Source organism: Paraclostridium sp. MRS3W1 (genome assembly GCF_032465715.1).
In the GTDB taxonomy this organism is placed as follows: domain Bacteria; phylum Bacillota; class Clostridia; order Peptostreptococcales; family Peptostreptococcaceae; genus Paraclostridium; species Paraclostridium dentum.
Genome location: NZ_JAWDJM010000033.1, coordinates 1 through 15,531, shown reverse-complemented (window position 1 = coordinate 15,531; position 15,531 = coordinate 1). Strand labels below are relative to the sequence as shown.

The 15,531-nt window shown below is 25.7% G+C and carries 19 protein-coding genes; 13 read left to right on the top strand and 6 right to left on the bottom strand.

Features of this window, described 5'->3' with window-relative positions; genetic code table 11:
* Nucleotides 1–212: 212 nt before the first annotated feature.
* The 10 genes from RWY47_RS02820 (at nucleotide 213) to RWY47_RS02775 (ending at nucleotide 8,169) form a co-directional block, all read left to right on the top strand.
* Nucleotides 213–743 (top strand): sigma-70 family RNA polymerase sigma factor, encoded by a 531-nt coding sequence (locus RWY47_RS02820; RefSeq protein WP_224170757.1) that lies wholly within the window; start codon nucleotides 213–215, stop codon nucleotides 741–743.
* Nucleotides 744–747: 4 nt separating this feature from the next.
* Entirely contained in the window at nucleotides 748–1,779 is a 1,032-nt protein-coding gene (locus RWY47_RS02815; RefSeq protein WP_150842040.1) for a DUF4179 domain-containing protein, read from the top strand.
* 178 nt (nucleotides 1,780–1,957) lie between these two features.
* On the top strand, nucleotides 1,958–2,287 hold the full coding sequence (locus tag RWY47_RS02810; protein ID WP_224170756.1) for a PadR family transcriptional regulator: 330 nt from the start codon (nucleotides 1,958–1,960) through the stop codon (nucleotides 2,285–2,287).
* A 17-nt stretch (nucleotides 2,288–2,304) separates the two neighbouring features.
* Entirely contained in the window at nucleotides 2,305–3,108 is an 804-nt protein-coding gene (locus RWY47_RS02805; protein WP_021428897.1) for a membrane protein, read from the top strand.
* Between the two features lie 143 nt (nucleotides 3,109–3,251).
* Complete coding sequence (locus RWY47_RS02800) at nucleotides 3,252–3,503, top strand: dihydroxyacetone kinase (protein WP_021428712.1); 252 nt, start codon at nucleotides 3,252–3,254, stop codon at nucleotides 3,501–3,503.
* Between the two features lie 274 nt (nucleotides 3,504–3,777).
* Nucleotides 3,778–4,599: a class I SAM-dependent methyltransferase gene (locus RWY47_RS02795; protein WP_167402764.1), complete on the top strand. Its 822-nt coding sequence runs from the start codon at nucleotides 3,778–3,780 to the stop codon at nucleotides 4,597–4,599.
* Between the two features lie 218 nt (nucleotides 4,600–4,817).
* Nucleotides 4,818–5,495, top strand: coding sequence for a response regulator transcription factor (locus RWY47_RS02790; RefSeq protein ID WP_150842042.1), 678 nt, complete (start codon nucleotides 4,818–4,820; stop codon nucleotides 5,493–5,495).
* A gap of 104 nt (nucleotides 5,496–5,599) precedes the next feature.
* The gene (locus RWY47_RS02785) at nucleotides 5,600–6,505 is read left to right on the top strand and encodes an ATP-binding cassette domain-containing protein (RefSeq protein ID WP_142730996.1); all 906 of its coding nucleotides are present in this window, start codon (nucleotides 5,600–5,602) and stop codon (nucleotides 6,503–6,505) included.
* A complete protein-coding gene (locus RWY47_RS02780; RefSeq protein ID WP_224170755.1) occupies nucleotides 6,505–7,242 on the top strand; it encodes an ABC transporter permease in 738 nt (245 codons plus the stop codon). Before RWY47_RS02785 ends, RWY47_RS02780 begins: the two co-directional genes overlap by 1 nt.
* Nucleotides 7,243–7,260: 18 nt before the next feature.
* Nucleotides 7,261–8,169 (top strand): sensor histidine kinase, encoded by a 909-nt coding sequence (locus RWY47_RS02775; protein ID WP_150842043.1) that lies wholly within the window; start codon nucleotides 7,261–7,263, stop codon nucleotides 8,167–8,169.
* Between the two features lie 124 nt (nucleotides 8,170–8,293).
* On the opposite strand, the gene RWY47_RS02770 is transcribed toward RWY47_RS02775, so the two are convergent.
* The 5 genes from RWY47_RS02770 to RWY47_RS02750 all read right to left on the bottom strand — a co-directional run bounded on the left by RWY47_RS02770 (nucleotide 8,294) and on the right by RWY47_RS02750 (nucleotide 11,828).
* Nucleotides 8,294–9,298 (bottom strand): rod shape-determining protein, encoded by a 1,005-nt coding sequence (locus tag RWY47_RS02770; RefSeq protein WP_150842044.1) that lies wholly within the window; start codon nucleotides 9,296–9,298, stop codon nucleotides 8,294–8,296.
* Between the two features lie 526 nt (nucleotides 9,299–9,824).
* Nucleotides 9,825–10,112: a hypothetical protein gene (locus RWY47_RS02765; protein ID WP_021428750.1), complete on the bottom strand. Its 288-nt coding sequence runs from the start codon at nucleotides 10,110–10,112 to the stop codon at nucleotides 9,825–9,827.
* 12 nt (nucleotides 10,113–10,124) lie between these two features.
* Nucleotides 10,125–10,523, bottom strand: coding sequence for a DUF2089 domain-containing protein (locus tag RWY47_RS02760; protein WP_150842045.1), 399 nt, complete (start codon nucleotides 10,521–10,523; stop codon nucleotides 10,125–10,127).
* A gap of 82 nt (nucleotides 10,524–10,605) precedes the next feature.
* Nucleotides 10,606–10,968 (bottom strand): DUF2089 domain-containing protein, encoded by a 363-nt coding sequence (locus tag RWY47_RS02755; RefSeq protein WP_039965800.1) that lies wholly within the window; start codon nucleotides 10,966–10,968, stop codon nucleotides 10,606–10,608.
* A 464-nt stretch (nucleotides 10,969–11,432) separates the two neighbouring features.
* On the bottom strand, nucleotides 11,433–11,828 hold the full coding sequence (locus RWY47_RS02750) for a hypothetical protein (protein WP_224170754.1): 396 nt from the start codon (nucleotides 11,826–11,828) through the stop codon (nucleotides 11,433–11,435).
* Between the two features lie 187 nt (nucleotides 11,829–12,015).
* Between RWY47_RS02750 and RWY47_RS02745 the strand changes: the two genes are divergently transcribed.
* Together RWY47_RS02745 and RWY47_RS02740 are read left to right on the top strand one after the other, a co-directional pair.
* The gene (locus RWY47_RS02745; RefSeq protein ID WP_224170753.1) at nucleotides 12,016–12,288 is read left to right on the top strand and encodes a hypothetical protein; all 273 of its coding nucleotides are present in this window, start codon (nucleotides 12,016–12,018) and stop codon (nucleotides 12,286–12,288) included.
* An 11-nt stretch (nucleotides 12,289–12,299) separates the two neighbouring features.
* Nucleotides 12,300–12,437: a hypothetical protein gene (locus tag RWY47_RS02740; RefSeq protein ID WP_160165098.1), complete on the top strand. Its 138-nt coding sequence runs from the start codon at nucleotides 12,300–12,302 to the stop codon at nucleotides 12,435–12,437.
* A 63-nt stretch (nucleotides 12,438–12,500) separates the two neighbouring features.
* On the opposite strand, the gene RWY47_RS02735 is transcribed toward RWY47_RS02740, so the two are convergent.
* Nucleotides 12,501–13,343, bottom strand: a complete 843-nt coding sequence (locus tag RWY47_RS02735; RefSeq protein WP_224170752.1) for a GNAT family N-acetyltransferase — start codon at nucleotides 13,341–13,343, stop codon at nucleotides 12,501–12,503.
* Between the two features lie 905 nt (nucleotides 13,344–14,248).
* Between RWY47_RS02735 and RWY47_RS02730 the strand changes: the two genes are divergently transcribed.
* Nucleotides 14,249–15,349, top strand: a complete 1,101-nt coding sequence (locus RWY47_RS02730; protein WP_021428748.1) for a replication initiation protein — start codon at nucleotides 14,249–14,251, stop codon at nucleotides 15,347–15,349.
* Nucleotides 15,350–15,531 lie beyond the last annotated feature (182 nt).

Below are 15,531 nucleotides of genomic sequence, written 5' to 3'. Positions count from 1 at the left end.
ATATCAAACTTATATGTCAAGTTTACTTTCCATTTTATTTTTTAATTTACTGAAATACCTTTTTACCCTTTTTTTTAACTACTTTTAACTTTATTATTAGAAAGTATGAAAATTTTTTTTATAAAAGTGCAAGGTTTTTATAATTTAAATTGTATATAAGAAGTGTAAAAGCTTTTACGGATGTATTGTAAGAATAAAAGGGAGGAAATAACTTGCAAGCTGAATTAATTATTAAATATATAAAAAAGAAAAAACAAAAGGGGTTAGAGATGCTTATAGATGAATATAGTGGCCTTGTTGCATCTGTTGTTAGAAAAAATCTAGGTAAATTAATAAACTATGAGGAAGAATGTATAAGTGATGTATTTCTAGCTATTTGGGATAACATAGATAGTTTTGATAAAGACAAAAACTCTTTTAAAAACTGGATTTGTGTTATAGCAAAATATAAGGCAATTAACTACAAGAAAAAATATTTAGATAAAATAGAAACTTCTAAGATTGATGAGGGTATCTATTATATAGATAAAAACTTACTTGATCTTGAGATTAAAGAGGGAATAGATGATATTGTTAAATACTTACCCTATAAGGATAGAGATATCTTTATAAGTTATTACTTGGATGGAGCCGATGCTCCTCAAATAGCTAAAGATAATAATTTAAGTATATCTAACCTTTACAGTCGGTTATCCAGAGGAAGAAAAAAAATCAGAAAATCACTTACAAATAAGGAGGTTTAATTTTATGAATGAATATAAATCTTTTAATGATGTAGAGTTTGATATAGAAAACTATGAAGAAGTTAGTGTAAATAAAGAATTGATAAAATCTAAGGTAAAGTCTAAATTGAATAAAAGAAAAAATAAATCAAAGAAAATATTAGCTGCTAGTGTTTCTGGATTACTTTTAATTGGTGGGTTGTTTGTATTTCGTTATCCTGTTTATGCAAACATGTACAAAGTAATGTATGATATAAAAAATGCTTTAGGTTTAGAATCAAACTTAGAAGATTATAAAACTGTAGTTGGCCAATCTATAACGAAAAATGGGCTTACAATAACTTTGAATGAAGTTGTATTAGATAAAGACGTTTTAGTTGTATCTACAACATACAAATATAAAAAGGAACTTGAAGATGGTAATATTATGGCATTTGAAAATATTTATATAAATGGTAAACCAATGAATTCAGGTGGTAGTGGTAGTGCTACTATAATTGACAAAAATACAGTTGAAGAAGTATTTATATATACATTAGACGAAGATGTAAAAAAAGATGATTTAGATATTAAAATAGCTTATTCTGATCCTGTTTACTTTGAAAATAAAAAAGAAAATACTATAAATGGAAAATGGGTATTTGAGTTTAAAACAAATAGAAAAGACCTTGAACTCGATACAAAATCACTAAAATTAAATCAATCTTTTGAGCTAGGAAAAGATGAAACAATTACATTAAAAGAATATAGAACTAATGCTTTAGGTCCTAATATAATCTATGATAGAAATATTCATAATAAAGATTTTGTCTATTATGATATAAAGTTGCTTGGAAAAGATGATTTAGGTAATGATGTTGAATTTTGCATAATAAGTGCCGATGAAAATAAAGGTAAGCTGACATTATCTAATTTAGAAGAAAATCTAGATAAAAATGCAACAGAATTAAAACTTGTCCCTTATGCTGCCAAGCAACCTAATACAAGTGGTAAGATGAGTGATGATTTTAAGAAAATCGGTGATGAATTTACCATAAATTTAAATGAATTAAAGTAAATATGATTAAATTAATACCCTTAGACTTCAACTTAGTTGATTCTAGGGGATATTTTTATTCTTTAATTTATAAACTAGTTTTATAGAATCAAGTCCTGCCACTATCTTGCTTTACAATATAGTAAAAGAGTGCTATATTGTAAAGCAAGATAGATATATTAAAAGGTGAGTGATTATTTTGAACAATACAATATCCTCTCAAATGCTAAAAGGTATTCTAGAGGGGTGTATCTTAAAAATTATAAGTCAAAAAGAAATATACGGATATGAGATGAATTTAAAATTAAAAGAATATGGAATTTCAACCGTTTCAGATGGCACAATATATCCATTATTACTAAAACTTCAAAAACAAGAATTAATAGTAGGTGAAATGAGAAGTTCAGGTGAGGGGCCTATGCGTAAATACTATAAACTTACTAATAAGGGTAAAGTCCAACTAGATATATTTGAAGAACAGTGGGATATTCTTTCAAGTAGTGTAAATAAAATTTTGAAGGTTAAATAAAAAGGGAGGGGAATAATATGCAAAATGCTAAAAAACTTATAGAGTTAAATAATTCATACAGGGAGTTATTAAGTGAAGAAAACAAATTATTTTATGATGATATATTGGTTTATATAAGAGCAAAAAGTTTCTTAAAAGACGAAACTCAAATAGAGGAATCTTTGCTTGAAATTTTAACTGATATTATAGAGGCCCAAAATCAAGAAATTAAAGCCGAAGATTATTTTGGAAGAAATCCAAGAGAAATCAGTGATGACATATTAAAAAATACAAATAAGAGTTCTTTTAAAGAGAGATTTACTTTGTTTTTGAGTTCTATGGGAATATACTCTTTAGTTACATTACTTCCAAAGTTAATAAATCCTAATGAAACCTTAGATGTGGGTAAATTCTTTGTATGCTTAGTATTTACACTGTTATTTGTAAATCTTATTTTGAATATTTTAGGAAATGCAGTCTATTCAGATAAAGAAAAAAAGTTTACGTTTATTTTATTTGTTTTATTCTGTACATATATAGGTTTAATGATCTTAATGGAGCGAATTCTACCGACTACATTTGGATTTAAATTATCAGGGTCTATTGGTATAACTGTTATTTTAATGTTCGGAGGAATAGGCGTAATATATAGCTTAAAAGAAAAATTATTTTATTCATTTTTGCCTATTATAGTAGTGGCTTGTACATTAGGAATATTAAGTAGATTAGAGTTTCTAAACTTTTCAATTATCCAAGGCCCTGGCAAGACTATCTCTATGGTAGCTATGTTAATAGCTTTTATATTATTCTATTTAATATCTTATTTATATGTTAAGGAGTAGAGTTTTAAATTAACTATTAAATAATGTATTTAATTTTTAAAAATTTGCTTTAGTAATTATTTTTCTAATAAATTAATTTTGATATAATATATATAAGTATAAATTACTATATATATTATACAAATTTGAAAGGATGATAAAAAATGTTAGAATATAGATACGATACACAGTTATTAATCGAAGGAACTGCTCTTAATGAAGATGCAATAAATGAATACTTTAATACTAATTTTAAAGGTGATTGTTTACTTGCTGTAGGTGATGAAGAACTTATCAAAATTCATTTCCACACAAATGAACCTTGGGAAGTATTAAAATACTGTTCAACTTTAGGAGAAATATATGATATTGTAATTGAAGACATGGAGCGTCAAGCAAAAGGATTACAAGGATAAGAAAACTTCTATATAGTAAAATTTAAATATAAATTAATGTCCTTAAAATCTATATGAAAGGTTTTAAGGACATTTTTATTGCTTGCACTTAAATTAACTATGTTAAACCTATCATATTATTAATTTCTATACTAATGATTTGAAGTATATTTATAAATTTTAAAAATGAGTTTTTATTTGCATCTAGAATATATAGATAAATAAAAATTATTAACCTATAGTTTCATAACCGAAGAAAATAATGCATTTGAAAATATGCAAAAGGGGTGCTATTATGGACAATTTAAATGAGGTTTTAAAGTTTTACGAGTCAGGTGTTGAAAAAGGACGTTTAGAAAGAGGCTTAGGCATTATTGAATTTTATAGAACTAAAGAAATCTTTAAAAAATATATAACTTCAAGTAACAATATTATCTATGATGTTGGTGGTGGAATAGGTGTTTACTCATCATGGCTATCTGAGATGGATAATACTGTTCATTTATTAGAATTAGCACCTTCTGCAGTAAAGTATGCATTAGAAAATCAAAAGCTTACAAATCCTTTTATAGCTGAAGTATGTGATGCTAGAAATATTAATAGACCAAATGAAAGTGCTGATATTGTATTGCTTATGGGCCCATTGTACCATCTACAAAATCCAAAGGACAGAATGAAAGTATTGAATGAATGTTATAGAGTCTTAAAAAAGGATGGAATTTTATTTTCCGTGGGAATTTCTAAATTTAGTACAACAACATGGGCACTATCAACTTACGGAAGTACCAACGAATTATTAGGTGAAAATGAATTTATGAATATGATAGAAAAAGAGTTAACAACAGGAAACCATATAAGACCGAAAGAGTATCCATATTTAATTACTCAAGCTTATTTTCATGATCCATTAGAACTTCAATCTGAAGTAGAATCAGCTGGGTTTAAAACTATCAATAAACATGCGATAGAAGGAACAATTTGGTTTACTCCAAATTTAAATGAGAAATGGAAAAATCCAGAAATTAGAACTCGACTTTTAAATATATTAAAAATCACTGAAAATGAAGATTCAATAATGGGTATGAGTCCTCATTTTATGATAATATCTAAAAAATGATTTAAAGTAAAAGACTGTTGTCGTACAAAAGTATAGCAACAGTCTTTTACTTTAAATGTATAATTAAAACCAGTTAAAATTTAAACTCAATATATTAACTCTAGATTTAAGATTATAAATAAATTTTTTAAGATACTTTATGATAGAGTATACATATAAAAGTAAAACTACTAAGTAACTATTAACTTTAAGTATAAAATAAGATAAGGAGTATAAGTATGATTAAGATATTAATTGTAGAAGATGACCTTAAAATTAGCACGATGTTAAAAACTTTATTAACAAAAAATCAATATGAAGTAAAATCTGCATTTTCTGGTACAGAGGCTATATTGTTGTTACAAAACGAATCATTTGATCTAGTTTTGTTAGACTTAATGTTACCGGGATTAACTGGAGAAGAAGTTCTAACAAAGATTAATGAACAATTCAAAATTCCTGTTATATGTGTGTCTGCAAAAGATGATTTAAATACTAAAATTGAAGTGATTCAAGCAGGTGCAGATGATTACATTACTAAACCATTTAATAATGAAGAGTTAATCGTTAGAATAGGTGCTGTTTTAAGAAGAGTAAATAATGGTTCGAAAAATACTAATGCTAATATTTTCAAATTTAAAGATTTAGTATTAGATAGTGAAAATCATAGTGTCCATATTAATGAAAATCCTATAGAACTTACAGTAAAGGAATACGCTATATTAGAATTATTAATTTCTAATCCTAAAAAGGTCTTTACTAAACAAAATATCTTTGAAAGCATATGGTCTGAAGAATATATTGTTGATGAAAGAGCTGTTACAGTACATGTCAGTAATTTGCGAAATAAGTTGAATAGTGGAGATAAATATATAAAAACTGTCTGGGGAATAGGGTATAAAATGCAAGATAATTAATTAATAAACTTGATACTTTCTTAATAATTTCTAGACTATATTTTAATACCTTTCATTTATCATTTAAACATAGAATTAATTTATAGAAAGTAAGAGGTGAAAAAATGAGTTATGTATTGCAAACTAGAAATCTAACTAAACAATATAAAAATCAAAGGGCCTTAAATAATGTAAATATAAATATTAAACAAGGTGATATTTACGGTTTAATAGGCAAAAATGGAGCAGGTAAAACTACTCTTATGAAAATAATATGTGGCTTGATCCATCCAAGTCATGGTGAGGTAAAAATTTTTGAAAGCAGTAACTTAAATAAAAATAGAAAAAGAATTGGATGTGTTATTGAACAACCAACACTTTATCCTTCAATGACAGCTAAACAAAATCTTATCTATTATAATAAGTTAATTGGTGTTTCAGATTATACTAATGTTGATAGGCTACTTGATTTAGTAGGGCTGAAAAATACTAATAAAAAGAAAACTAAGAATTTTTCACTTGGTATGAAACAACGACTATCAATTGCTATTTCTTTAATAGGAAATCCTGATTTTCTTATATTAGATGAACCTATTAATGGATTAGACCCCTCTGGTATCATAGAAATTAGAGAACTGCTTTTAAAGCTTAACTCAGAAAGATCTATTACTATTTTAATTTCTTCTCATATTTTAGGTGAACTTACTAAAGTTACAACAAAATATGGAATAATTAAAGATGGAAATTTAATTGATGAATTTGAATCTAAGGATTTAGAGACTCGCTGCAAAAGATACATTTCATTAAAAGTTAATGATACTGATAAGGCAGCCTACATTTTAAAAAATAATATAAAAAATGCTGATTATAGAGTATTTAGTGAAGGAATAATACATATTTATGATTACTTGGATAAGCCCGACCAAATCAATAAAGAGTTAGTTGAAAATGGTATTTTAGTATCTCATATTGGCTTAGAAGGTGATGATATCGAGGCATATTTTATTAAAAAAATGGGAGGGGACCAATAATGGTAAATATTGTTTTTAGTGAATTTTATAAAATACTTAGAAGTAAAGTTTTTATCGTTGTTTCAGCTATTCTTCTATTTATGTTTATTATGCCACTGGTATCTATTATTTATCAGGGAGAAGAATATAGTCAGTTAACAACAGGATTTTCTATTTATCAGGAATCTTACGGTGCAAAGTTTATTTACTATATTATTCTTATATTTGTAACGTCTTTAATTACTGCTGAATATACAAATGGTACTGTGCGTCAAATGACTTGCCGTGGAATATCTAGATGGAAGTTAGTTTTTGGTCAATACATTGCTATATATTTTACAATTACGTTAATTTTATTTTCATTCGCCATTTTAAATTTATTATCATGGACAATGATTAACCAATTAGGAAGTGTTGATTTAATTGCATTTCTTAGTATGAATATTGGAATACTTAGTATGGTTTGGGGTATCGTAGGTATTGGAACTTTTCTCTCTTATCTATTTAAAAACGGAGTAGTTACAACTACCCTTTCTGTAATGATTGCACTATTTGGAGATTACTTTGGACAATTTCTTAAATTAATAACAGACAATGATATTTTTATAAAATATTCCCTTTCAAATATGCATAGGATTGTAACTGATTTGACTTCAAGTTCTGAGGATATTTTTAAATGCTCAATAGTATTTTTAATACTTGGCATAATTACAATTATTGGATCTGCCCTATTATTTTCAAAGAGGGATGTAGATTAATAAAAAAAGGAATTAAAAATGAAAAATATTTGGATTATAACTACTTTTTTATTATTAAGTGCTTTGATAATACTTACTTTTTACCATATGTACTATCGTATGAATATCAAACACATTACAAAACAATTAGAAGAAATTATAGATATAAAAGATACAAATCAATTATTAACAATATTAGCAAGACAAAAAGATATAACAAATTTAGTAAACATGCTAAATAATCAATTAACTGAAAATAGAATATCTAAAATACAAATTAAAAGGCTAAATAAAAACTTTAGAGATAGTATAACCAATATCTCACATGATTTGAGAACTCCTTTAACAACTGCTGGTGGATATGTTCAAATGCTACAATCAGATGTTACAGAAGATGAAAAGCAAGAGTACTTGGCAATAATACTAGAACGGCAAACCACTGTTAAAAAATTACTTGAACAGTTATTTGAGTATGTACGTATTGAGTCTGGAGAAATTGTCTATGAGCAAGTTCCAATAGATGCCAAAAGCGTCTTTTTAGACGTTCTTACTATGTATTATGATGATTTTTTTAAAATGAAACAAGAGCCAACTATTATTTTCCCAGATACTCCTTGTATTATTAATGGTGATGAGCAAGGGTTAAAACGAATATTTTCAAATATTATTTTTAATTCAATTACACATGGAAATGGAGACTTTCATTTTGAAATACAAGAGATAAATGGTTATTCATTCACTTTTTCAAATATTAGTGAACCAATGAAAAAAGATGATCTAAATTGTGTTTTTGATCGTTCTTATACAAAAGATAAATCTAGAAATAAAAAAACTACTGGATTAGGTTTATCAATAGCTAAAGAAATTGTTAATCAATTAGATGGTAAGATTAATGCTTACTATCACAATGATCGATTTTCAATAGTAGTATCCTTTCCAAAGTTTTAAGAGTTTAAAAGGTGGCTAGTCTATTTAGATACTAAAATTATAATTAAAGCCGTTAAAATCTAGATTAACAGATTTTAACGGCTTTTTTACTAATTAGGAAATCATTAATTAAAGGTATCATTTTTTATTTCTTATTTTTTTCTAATAAATTAAGTGATGCAAGTGAGGCTCCCGTTCCTTTTGCAACACATAACAAAGCATCTTCTGCTATGCTAACTTTTATATTAGTTTTCTCTTGTATTCTTTTATCTAAACCATTAAGAAGTGATCCTCCACCAGTCATGATTATTCCATTTTCATAAATATCTGATGATAATTCTGGTGGTGCTTTTTCTAATACTGAACATGCTGCTACTATTATTTGTTGTGTACATTTTTCAATTGCATCTTTTATTTCCGATGAATTAATTTGTATTTTACCAGGAAGTCTTGTAACTAAATTTATTCCACTTATGTCCATATACTTTTCTTCATCAATACATGCTGTTCCAATTTTTATTTTTATCTTTTCAGCTGTTAGTTCTCCTACAAGAAAATTATGCTGCTTTTTAATATATTCTATTATAGCCTCATCAAATTTGTCTCCGCCTATCTTTATTGACTCACTAATTACAGTACCACCTAAAGATATAATAGCTATATCTGCAGTACCTCCTCCTATATCTATAACCATACTTCCATTTGGACTCGAAATATCTATGCCTGCTCCAATAGCAGCTGCTATTGGGCCTTCAATTGTATAAACCTCTTTTGCCCCAGTATGTCTAACAGCCTCTTCTACAGCTATTTTTTCAACTCCAGTCACTCCAGTTGGTACACATACCATTACTCTTGGCATAAAAACCTTATTCATGCCTTTTTTATTTAATACTTTACCTATGAAGTAATTTAGCATCTTTTCTGTAATGTCATAATCAGATATTACACCATTTTGTAATGGTCTTATAGATACTATATTGCTAGGAGTTTTTCCTATCATTTTATACGCTTCTGATCCCACTGCTAAAACAGATCCGGTATTTTTCTCTATAGCAACCACTGATGGTTCTGTTAATACTATTCCTTTTCCAGAAACAGATATCAATACATTAGCAGTTCCTAAATCTATACCTATATCATTGCTAGCCATTTTGCTCAACTCCTCTATATGTCTGGAATTCAATATTATTATTTAAACTTTTTATTGTTTTTGAATTTTCACTCCAAATTATGTTTTTTTGTTTAATTTCTATACACTTATAAAAATTTTACTTATTAAATGTATAAAATATAGTATATTATTAATCAATAAATATAACAATTATCAAGATTTTCCAATTTTGCTTGTTATCTAAAGTATTATAAATAATATTATGAAAATTTATGGTAATTAAGATATGATATATTTATAAAAATGAAATTATATGCGAAAATACTTTGCCTAAACTTATATAAAAGTATTAAACTTACATTAGCTATTTTTAGACAATGCTATTAAGTTTCAAATGCTTATGAACAATAAAAATAGGAGCTATAGCTCCTATTTTTATTGTTCATAACAAATGTTATTAGGTAAACCTACTATTTCAATAACCTATTATCCAAAGTTCATTTAAATAATAACGCCCATAAAACTAATTTTTGACTGATATTAATATTCATCCCGCTCATACATTTTATATTTGTATTTTTACTATCTCTCCATGATCCTCTATATCTACCAATACCAATCCCTTATGGTTTTTCTTCAAGTACTTTAATCCCTTAATTAGAACATTTATCATTTCTTTGATGTCTTCACTGTCTTTTATTATTTCTTTACTATTAGTACCTTTGTTATATTTATTTATATGTTCTTTTTTTATAAATGGCTTTCCTAACCTTAACCCAGCAATAACTACAGCCATAGGTATATTTAAGTTTAAGTTGCTATTGCCCTCCTTACTTTTAACTATAATTTTCAATATGTTCACCTCTTAGCATATTTCAACTATTACTCGATCATTACCGTCTTCTACCTCAACGATTCTACCTACAAATCCTTTATCTATTGCATCCATTAATTTATCAAAATCTATATTATGTTTTTCAAGTTCACCAATATGCATTTTACCTATGCCACCCATTATTTTTATAAATTCTAATGGTATATTTACTTTTACTTTTGACCCATCTGAGCTTAATACTCTTACGTATAACATTTTTTCTCCATCTGGATTTGGAGTTATATTTAAGAATTCTTCAGCTGATATATCTTTTTTTTCATCTACTTTTTCATTATTACTAGTTTCTAGTGCTTCTAATAATTTAATAGCCTCTTCTGAAGTTATTTTTCCTTCCTCAACCATTTTTAATATTCTTTTCTTATCTTCCATTTTTATCACCCTTTACAATTTATTTAAATAATTTACTAACCCGAATCCTTGCTAGTACTATATATACGCTCCAATTTAGTTTTTATAATTTTTTTAGAAGATTTATTGCTTCATCTGAGCTTATTTCACCATTCTCTAACATATCCATAATATTTTGTTTTTCTTTAGATGTATCTTTTTTTATATTTGGATTTAATGCATTATTTATTTCATCTAACTTACCTCTAACAGTTGGATAAGATATACCTAAATGCTTTTCTACATCTTTTATATTTCCTCTACATGCTAAGAATACTTCTATAAAATTCAGTTGTTCTTTTGATAATTTATTGAATTTAGTAAACGAAAATTCATTTTCTATTGTTGTGTTACAATGATTACATTTTAATTTCATTATTTTCATCTCTTTGTCACATACCGGACAATTCGTTATTACTTTATACACTTGATCACTTCCTTCTTGATATAAGTATATTCTAATTTTTTCAAAAAGTCACCCTTAATATTCAATATTTTAATTTATTTTTTAATATATTCAATATTATAGATTCAATTTATTAAATATATTAATTTTTATATTAACTTAGTCTAACCTTTTATTTATAAAATTAACCCCTCTTAAAATCCATTTTTCCTGATTTTAAGAGGGGTTAAACTAACTAAATTTTTGAATAAGCTCACTATGCAATTTTTTCCACTCTACTCTTAAATATAAGTTAAATATAATACTTATACCTGCTAATGCCATATATAAATAATTTCTTTTAATAAATAAAACAATAAAAGCAATTAAAGATACTAAAATTACGATATTTAACAATAAAAAAAGTCTTTTAATTGATTTAGTTATTTTTTTCAAATAATCACTTCCTCTATAAAATAACAATTAATATATTCTTAGACTTCTATTTAATCAAATAATCCCTTTTGATTAGGATCTTTAGTAAGTTTTGATTTTATATAGTCTCTAAGTTTAAAAAATTTAAAGATTATGGGTAAAGATATTAATAAAATAATAAGTATTGATGAAATTTCTTTATATTTAAATTCTATAAATTCGAAAAATAAATTGCTTATCATAAATGTAATTGAAAGAGATATAATCAAGCAAACCACCATAACTAGTATTAAAACAATATTGTTTTTATATCTAAAAAGATTGTCCCATCTTTGTTCATTCATATTAAAAACTACCTTCATAATAAAAAATATTCCCATTATAATAGCTAGCAATATCAAAGTAAAAACTAAGCTCAGTATCGAATAAGAAATTAAAAATATAATTATATTGAGAATTAAACTCATAAATCATCCCCCTTTCTTAGAACAATCTTACCTATTGTTGTTTTGAAAATCAATACTATTAAAAACATTATTGATTTTCAAATTTTATTACTGTTCGTCGTATTTTGTAGATTTAAGTATTCTTATTTTTGTTGTTATTCCAATATTTATACTGGTAATATATCTAGTAAAGAAAGGGGGGAATTTAGTGAAAAACTATTCTTATAAGTACCATATACTTTTATCAGTTATTTCTTCTTGCGTAATCGGAATTATATCATTTTTTATAATTAGACCATCTCAAATGAATACATCAAAAGGGATTATTCAATCAGTCGATGATCCTAGCCTAATTCATACTCAAATTTCTTATGGCTATGATTCAACATTTAAAATAATTATCATTAGCTTAGTGATTTTATTGATTTTATATAAACCTATAAAGTCACTTCTTAACAAGAGACTTACAAAAGTGAATTAGGAGGATTTATTATGGATTTAGCTATGAATGGAATGATTGTTTTTAATTTATTTAATATGTTTCTAACGTTCATTATAAAAATTATTGCAATATACACAATGTACTTAGCTATAAAAGCTTTTAAAATCTACATAAGTAAGAACTCTTAAAGCTTTTATTAACAAGTACTTATGAATTTAAACAAATGAAAGCCTGTATATTAAAAATATATATTATACAGGCTTTTTTGTATTTAAGTCTAAGTAATAATATTCTCCTTTGACATTTATCCTAAATCCAGCATTTTTATAAATATTAATGGCTTTACTATTCCAATTTGCAACTCTTAAGTAAATATCCTTAGATTCTTGTGAAATATAATGGTTTATTCCAAAATTTAAAAGTTCCTTTCCATAACCTTTATTTTGATAATTCTTGTTTACAATAAGATCATCAATTTCATTATTTAAAAGTGTAACAGATCCTATAATCTTATCTTCGTCTAATAACATGAATATATAATCTTGATTTTTTATTAACTCATCTCTACTGGGATGTACTCTATAAGGTTGTATATTTAATGATTTTCTCATATCATAAAAACAATTTTCATATAACTCTTTATATTTATTGTAGTACGTGTCTTTGTATCTAACTGGATTTAAACTTGAATCCTCATTATCTCCTTTATAATTCATATGACAGTATCCAAACCACCTATTAAATCCCTTTTTTAAGAAAAAACTACTAGTATCATATTTCTCTATTCTAATCTCAAGGTTAACTTTTTCAATTTCTTTAGACTTAATAAAATCTATAACATTTGAGTATAGCTTATGACCTATTCCTTTATTTCTATTTGATTCGGATACATACAACACCAATGTTGAATCTTTTTTTATATTATCAAAAGTTAAAATAGAAAAACCTAGAATAGAATTTCCTTCTTCATACACTTTACAATAGCTATTAGAGTTAATCATATTTTTTATTTCAATCTCGTTTATCTTAGAAACTTCGTTTTTTAAAAGTTCAATTATTTTTATATTATCTAGTTTTTTTAAATTCTTTATCATTTGGATATCCCCCTTGAGTTAATACTAATTAATATATTACAATATATTTTATAAAATCATAATCATTAGATAAAATTTTTTATATATAGCCGTATATTTGAATTAGAGCTTTTAAAAACGGTATTGATAGGTAATTACTCTAAATAATCTAAAAATCTCTTTAAAATCTATCTCAGTGGCTTTTAGGGGTATCTTCTATCTTAATATAAACTATAAATATACAATATTCTTAAATTTTATATGTTTAATCTATATACATTTCATTTAATCTACAAATTCATATATATTAAACTATTTTTAGTAAAAATATAATCTTTATATATTACCAATTTTTTAAGAGTTTTTATTTTTAATGTAAAGACTAGATCAGATTAGAATAAAAAATGACCTTTACTAGTCTTTACTTAGTATTTAAATAGTATTTATAGTATTTAATAGTATTTAGGCCTACCTGAAGATATTGGAATTACTAATAAAATTAAACCTAAATACGACACATGGGAACCCTAAGTGCGACAGGAGGGAACTTTAAATACGACACATGGGAACCTTAAGTGCGACAGGAGGGAACTCTAAATACGACACATGGGAACCTTAAGTGCGACAGGAGGGAACTCTAAATACGACACATGGGAACCTTAAATGTTATAGGATAGAATTTTAAATATTATACTTTAAAACTTTAAATGCGACAGGAGGGAACTCTAAGTACGACACATGGGAACTTTAAATGTGACAGGAGAAAAAGTTGATCAAATAATTGAAAATAGTCATGTTAGTATTTAATTTAGTTTAAATACGACATATGGGAAATTTTAAAACGCATATTTTAAAAAATTGACGTAATTTATTTTTTGTATTAAATTATAATAGGAATGATATGAATTATTGGGTGGAGGATAATGATGAATATAAATGAAAAAAATATAGTTATGAAAAACAACATAATTATAAAAGCTAAGTATAACATCTCTACGCTAGAGAATAGAATATTTTTAATGCTTTTATATAAATTACAGAGAAACAATGATGATGTAATTAAATGTGAAATATCTCATGAAGAATTTAAAACTATAATAAAGAAAAAACAAACTAGCTCTGTTGACTCAATCTCTAATTTATTGGTTAACTTAAGAAAACAAAGTATTTACTTTAGAGATGAAGAGGGTTGGGGGGAATATGGATTTATAAATGGTTTTAAGTATATAAAATCTAGAAAAACTTTTAAAATTGAAGCATCTAAAGAAATTCATAATTACATAAGAAACTATCTAGATACAGGTTATACACCTATAAACTTAGCTATATTTTTTGGATTAATAAACCCAAATGCTCAAAGGTTTTATGATTTATTAAGATTATGGAGTGGGACAAAATCAATTATAAATTATAAGGTGGACGAGCTTAAGGAGCTTTTAATGATTGAAGGAAAGTATGATAGATACAATGACTTTAAAAGAAGAATTATAGTTCCAGCTATAAAAGAGCTTAACAATACAGGGTGCTTTGAAATAGATTTTAAAGAAAATAAAGTAGGGAGAAGAGTAGATTCTATTGATTTTATAGTTAAAGATTTGGATAAAAGAAAGTATTTTGCTAAAGATATGATCAATGATGATAATCAAGAGCAAATTTTATTAGATGAATGTTCTGCTGATGTTGAAGTTCTAGATATGAAAGATTTAAAAGATATAGAAAAGAATACTAATAAGGATGATTCAAAGGTGGTTGTAAGCAATACATATATCCCTGATGAAAGTTTATTTACAAAGGGAACTTTAAGAAGGGTTAAAATGGATTTTAAAGAGATTAACTTTAAAAATGAATATATGGAAAAGGCATTTGAGGATGCAGTTATGATAACTTTAGATAAAGATGATGTTGAAAAAATAAAAGCTGGATCTTATAAGTTTTTTAAAGGTACATTGGAAAATAAAATTACTGAATACAAGGTAGAAGAAGAAGGAGATATGATCCATCAACAAGAAATGGATTTATTCTGGTAAAATGTAAAAACTAATAACTTTTAAATACGGCAGATGGGAACTTTTTTAATTTAATTTATAAGTTATATAGGTTAAAAAAGTTTTAAATAGTTAGAAGTAATAGATTATAAAATTTTACTTTAGTTATTATTAATTAAAATTTTAGTATTATGGAGACTACATTGAGATTTAGTAATACAGCC

Bases quoted from the DNA above. Each gene is read 5' to 3' on its own strand.
- RWY47_RS02750 (WP_224170754.1), bottom strand. From the start codon at position 11,828: ATGAGTTTAATTCTCAATATAATTATATTTTTAATTTCTTATTCGATA.
- RWY47_RS02790 (WP_150842042.1), top strand. From the start codon at position 4,818: ATGATTAAGATATTAATTGTAGAAGATGACCTTAAAATTAGCACGATG.
- RWY47_RS02760 (WP_150842045.1), bottom strand. From the start codon at position 10,523: ATGGAAGATAAGAAAAGAATATTAAAAATGGTTGAGGAAGGAAAAATA.
- RWY47_RS02795 (WP_167402764.1), top strand. From the start codon at position 3,778: ATGGACAATTTAAATGAGGTTTTAAAGTTTTACGAGTCAGGTGTTGAA.
- RWY47_RS02775 (WP_150842043.1), top strand. From the start codon at position 7,261: ATGAAAAATATTTGGATTATAACTACTTTTTTATTATTAAGTGCTTTG.
- RWY47_RS02780 (WP_224170755.1), top strand. From the start codon at position 6,505: ATGGTAAATATTGTTTTTAGTGAATTTTATAAAATACTTAGAAGTAAA.
- RWY47_RS02770 (WP_150842044.1), bottom strand. From the start codon at position 9,298: ATGGCTAGCAATGATATAGGTATAGATTTAGGAACTGCTAATGTATTG.
- RWY47_RS02730 (WP_021428748.1), top strand. From the start codon at position 14,249: ATGAATATAAATGAAAAAAATATAGTTATGAAAAACAACATAATTATA.
- RWY47_RS02785 (WP_142730996.1), top strand. From the start codon at position 5,600: ATGAGTTATGTATTGCAAACTAGAAATCTAACTAAACAATATAAAAAT.
- RWY47_RS02800 (WP_021428712.1), top strand. From the start codon at position 3,252: ATGTTAGAATATAGATACGATACACAGTTATTAATCGAAGGAACTGCT.
- RWY47_RS02805 (WP_021428897.1), top strand. From the start codon at position 2,305: ATGCAAAATGCTAAAAAACTTATAGAGTTAAATAATTCATACAGGGAG.
- RWY47_RS02740 (WP_160165098.1), top strand. From the start codon at position 12,300: ATGGATTTAGCTATGAATGGAATGATTGTTTTTAATTTATTTAATATG.
- RWY47_RS02735 (WP_224170752.1), bottom strand. From the start codon at position 13,343: ATGATAAAGAATTTAAAAAAACTAGATAATATAAAAATAATTGAACTT.
- RWY47_RS02815 (WP_150842040.1), top strand. From the start codon at position 748: ATGAATGAATATAAATCTTTTAATGATGTAGAGTTTGATATAGAAAAC.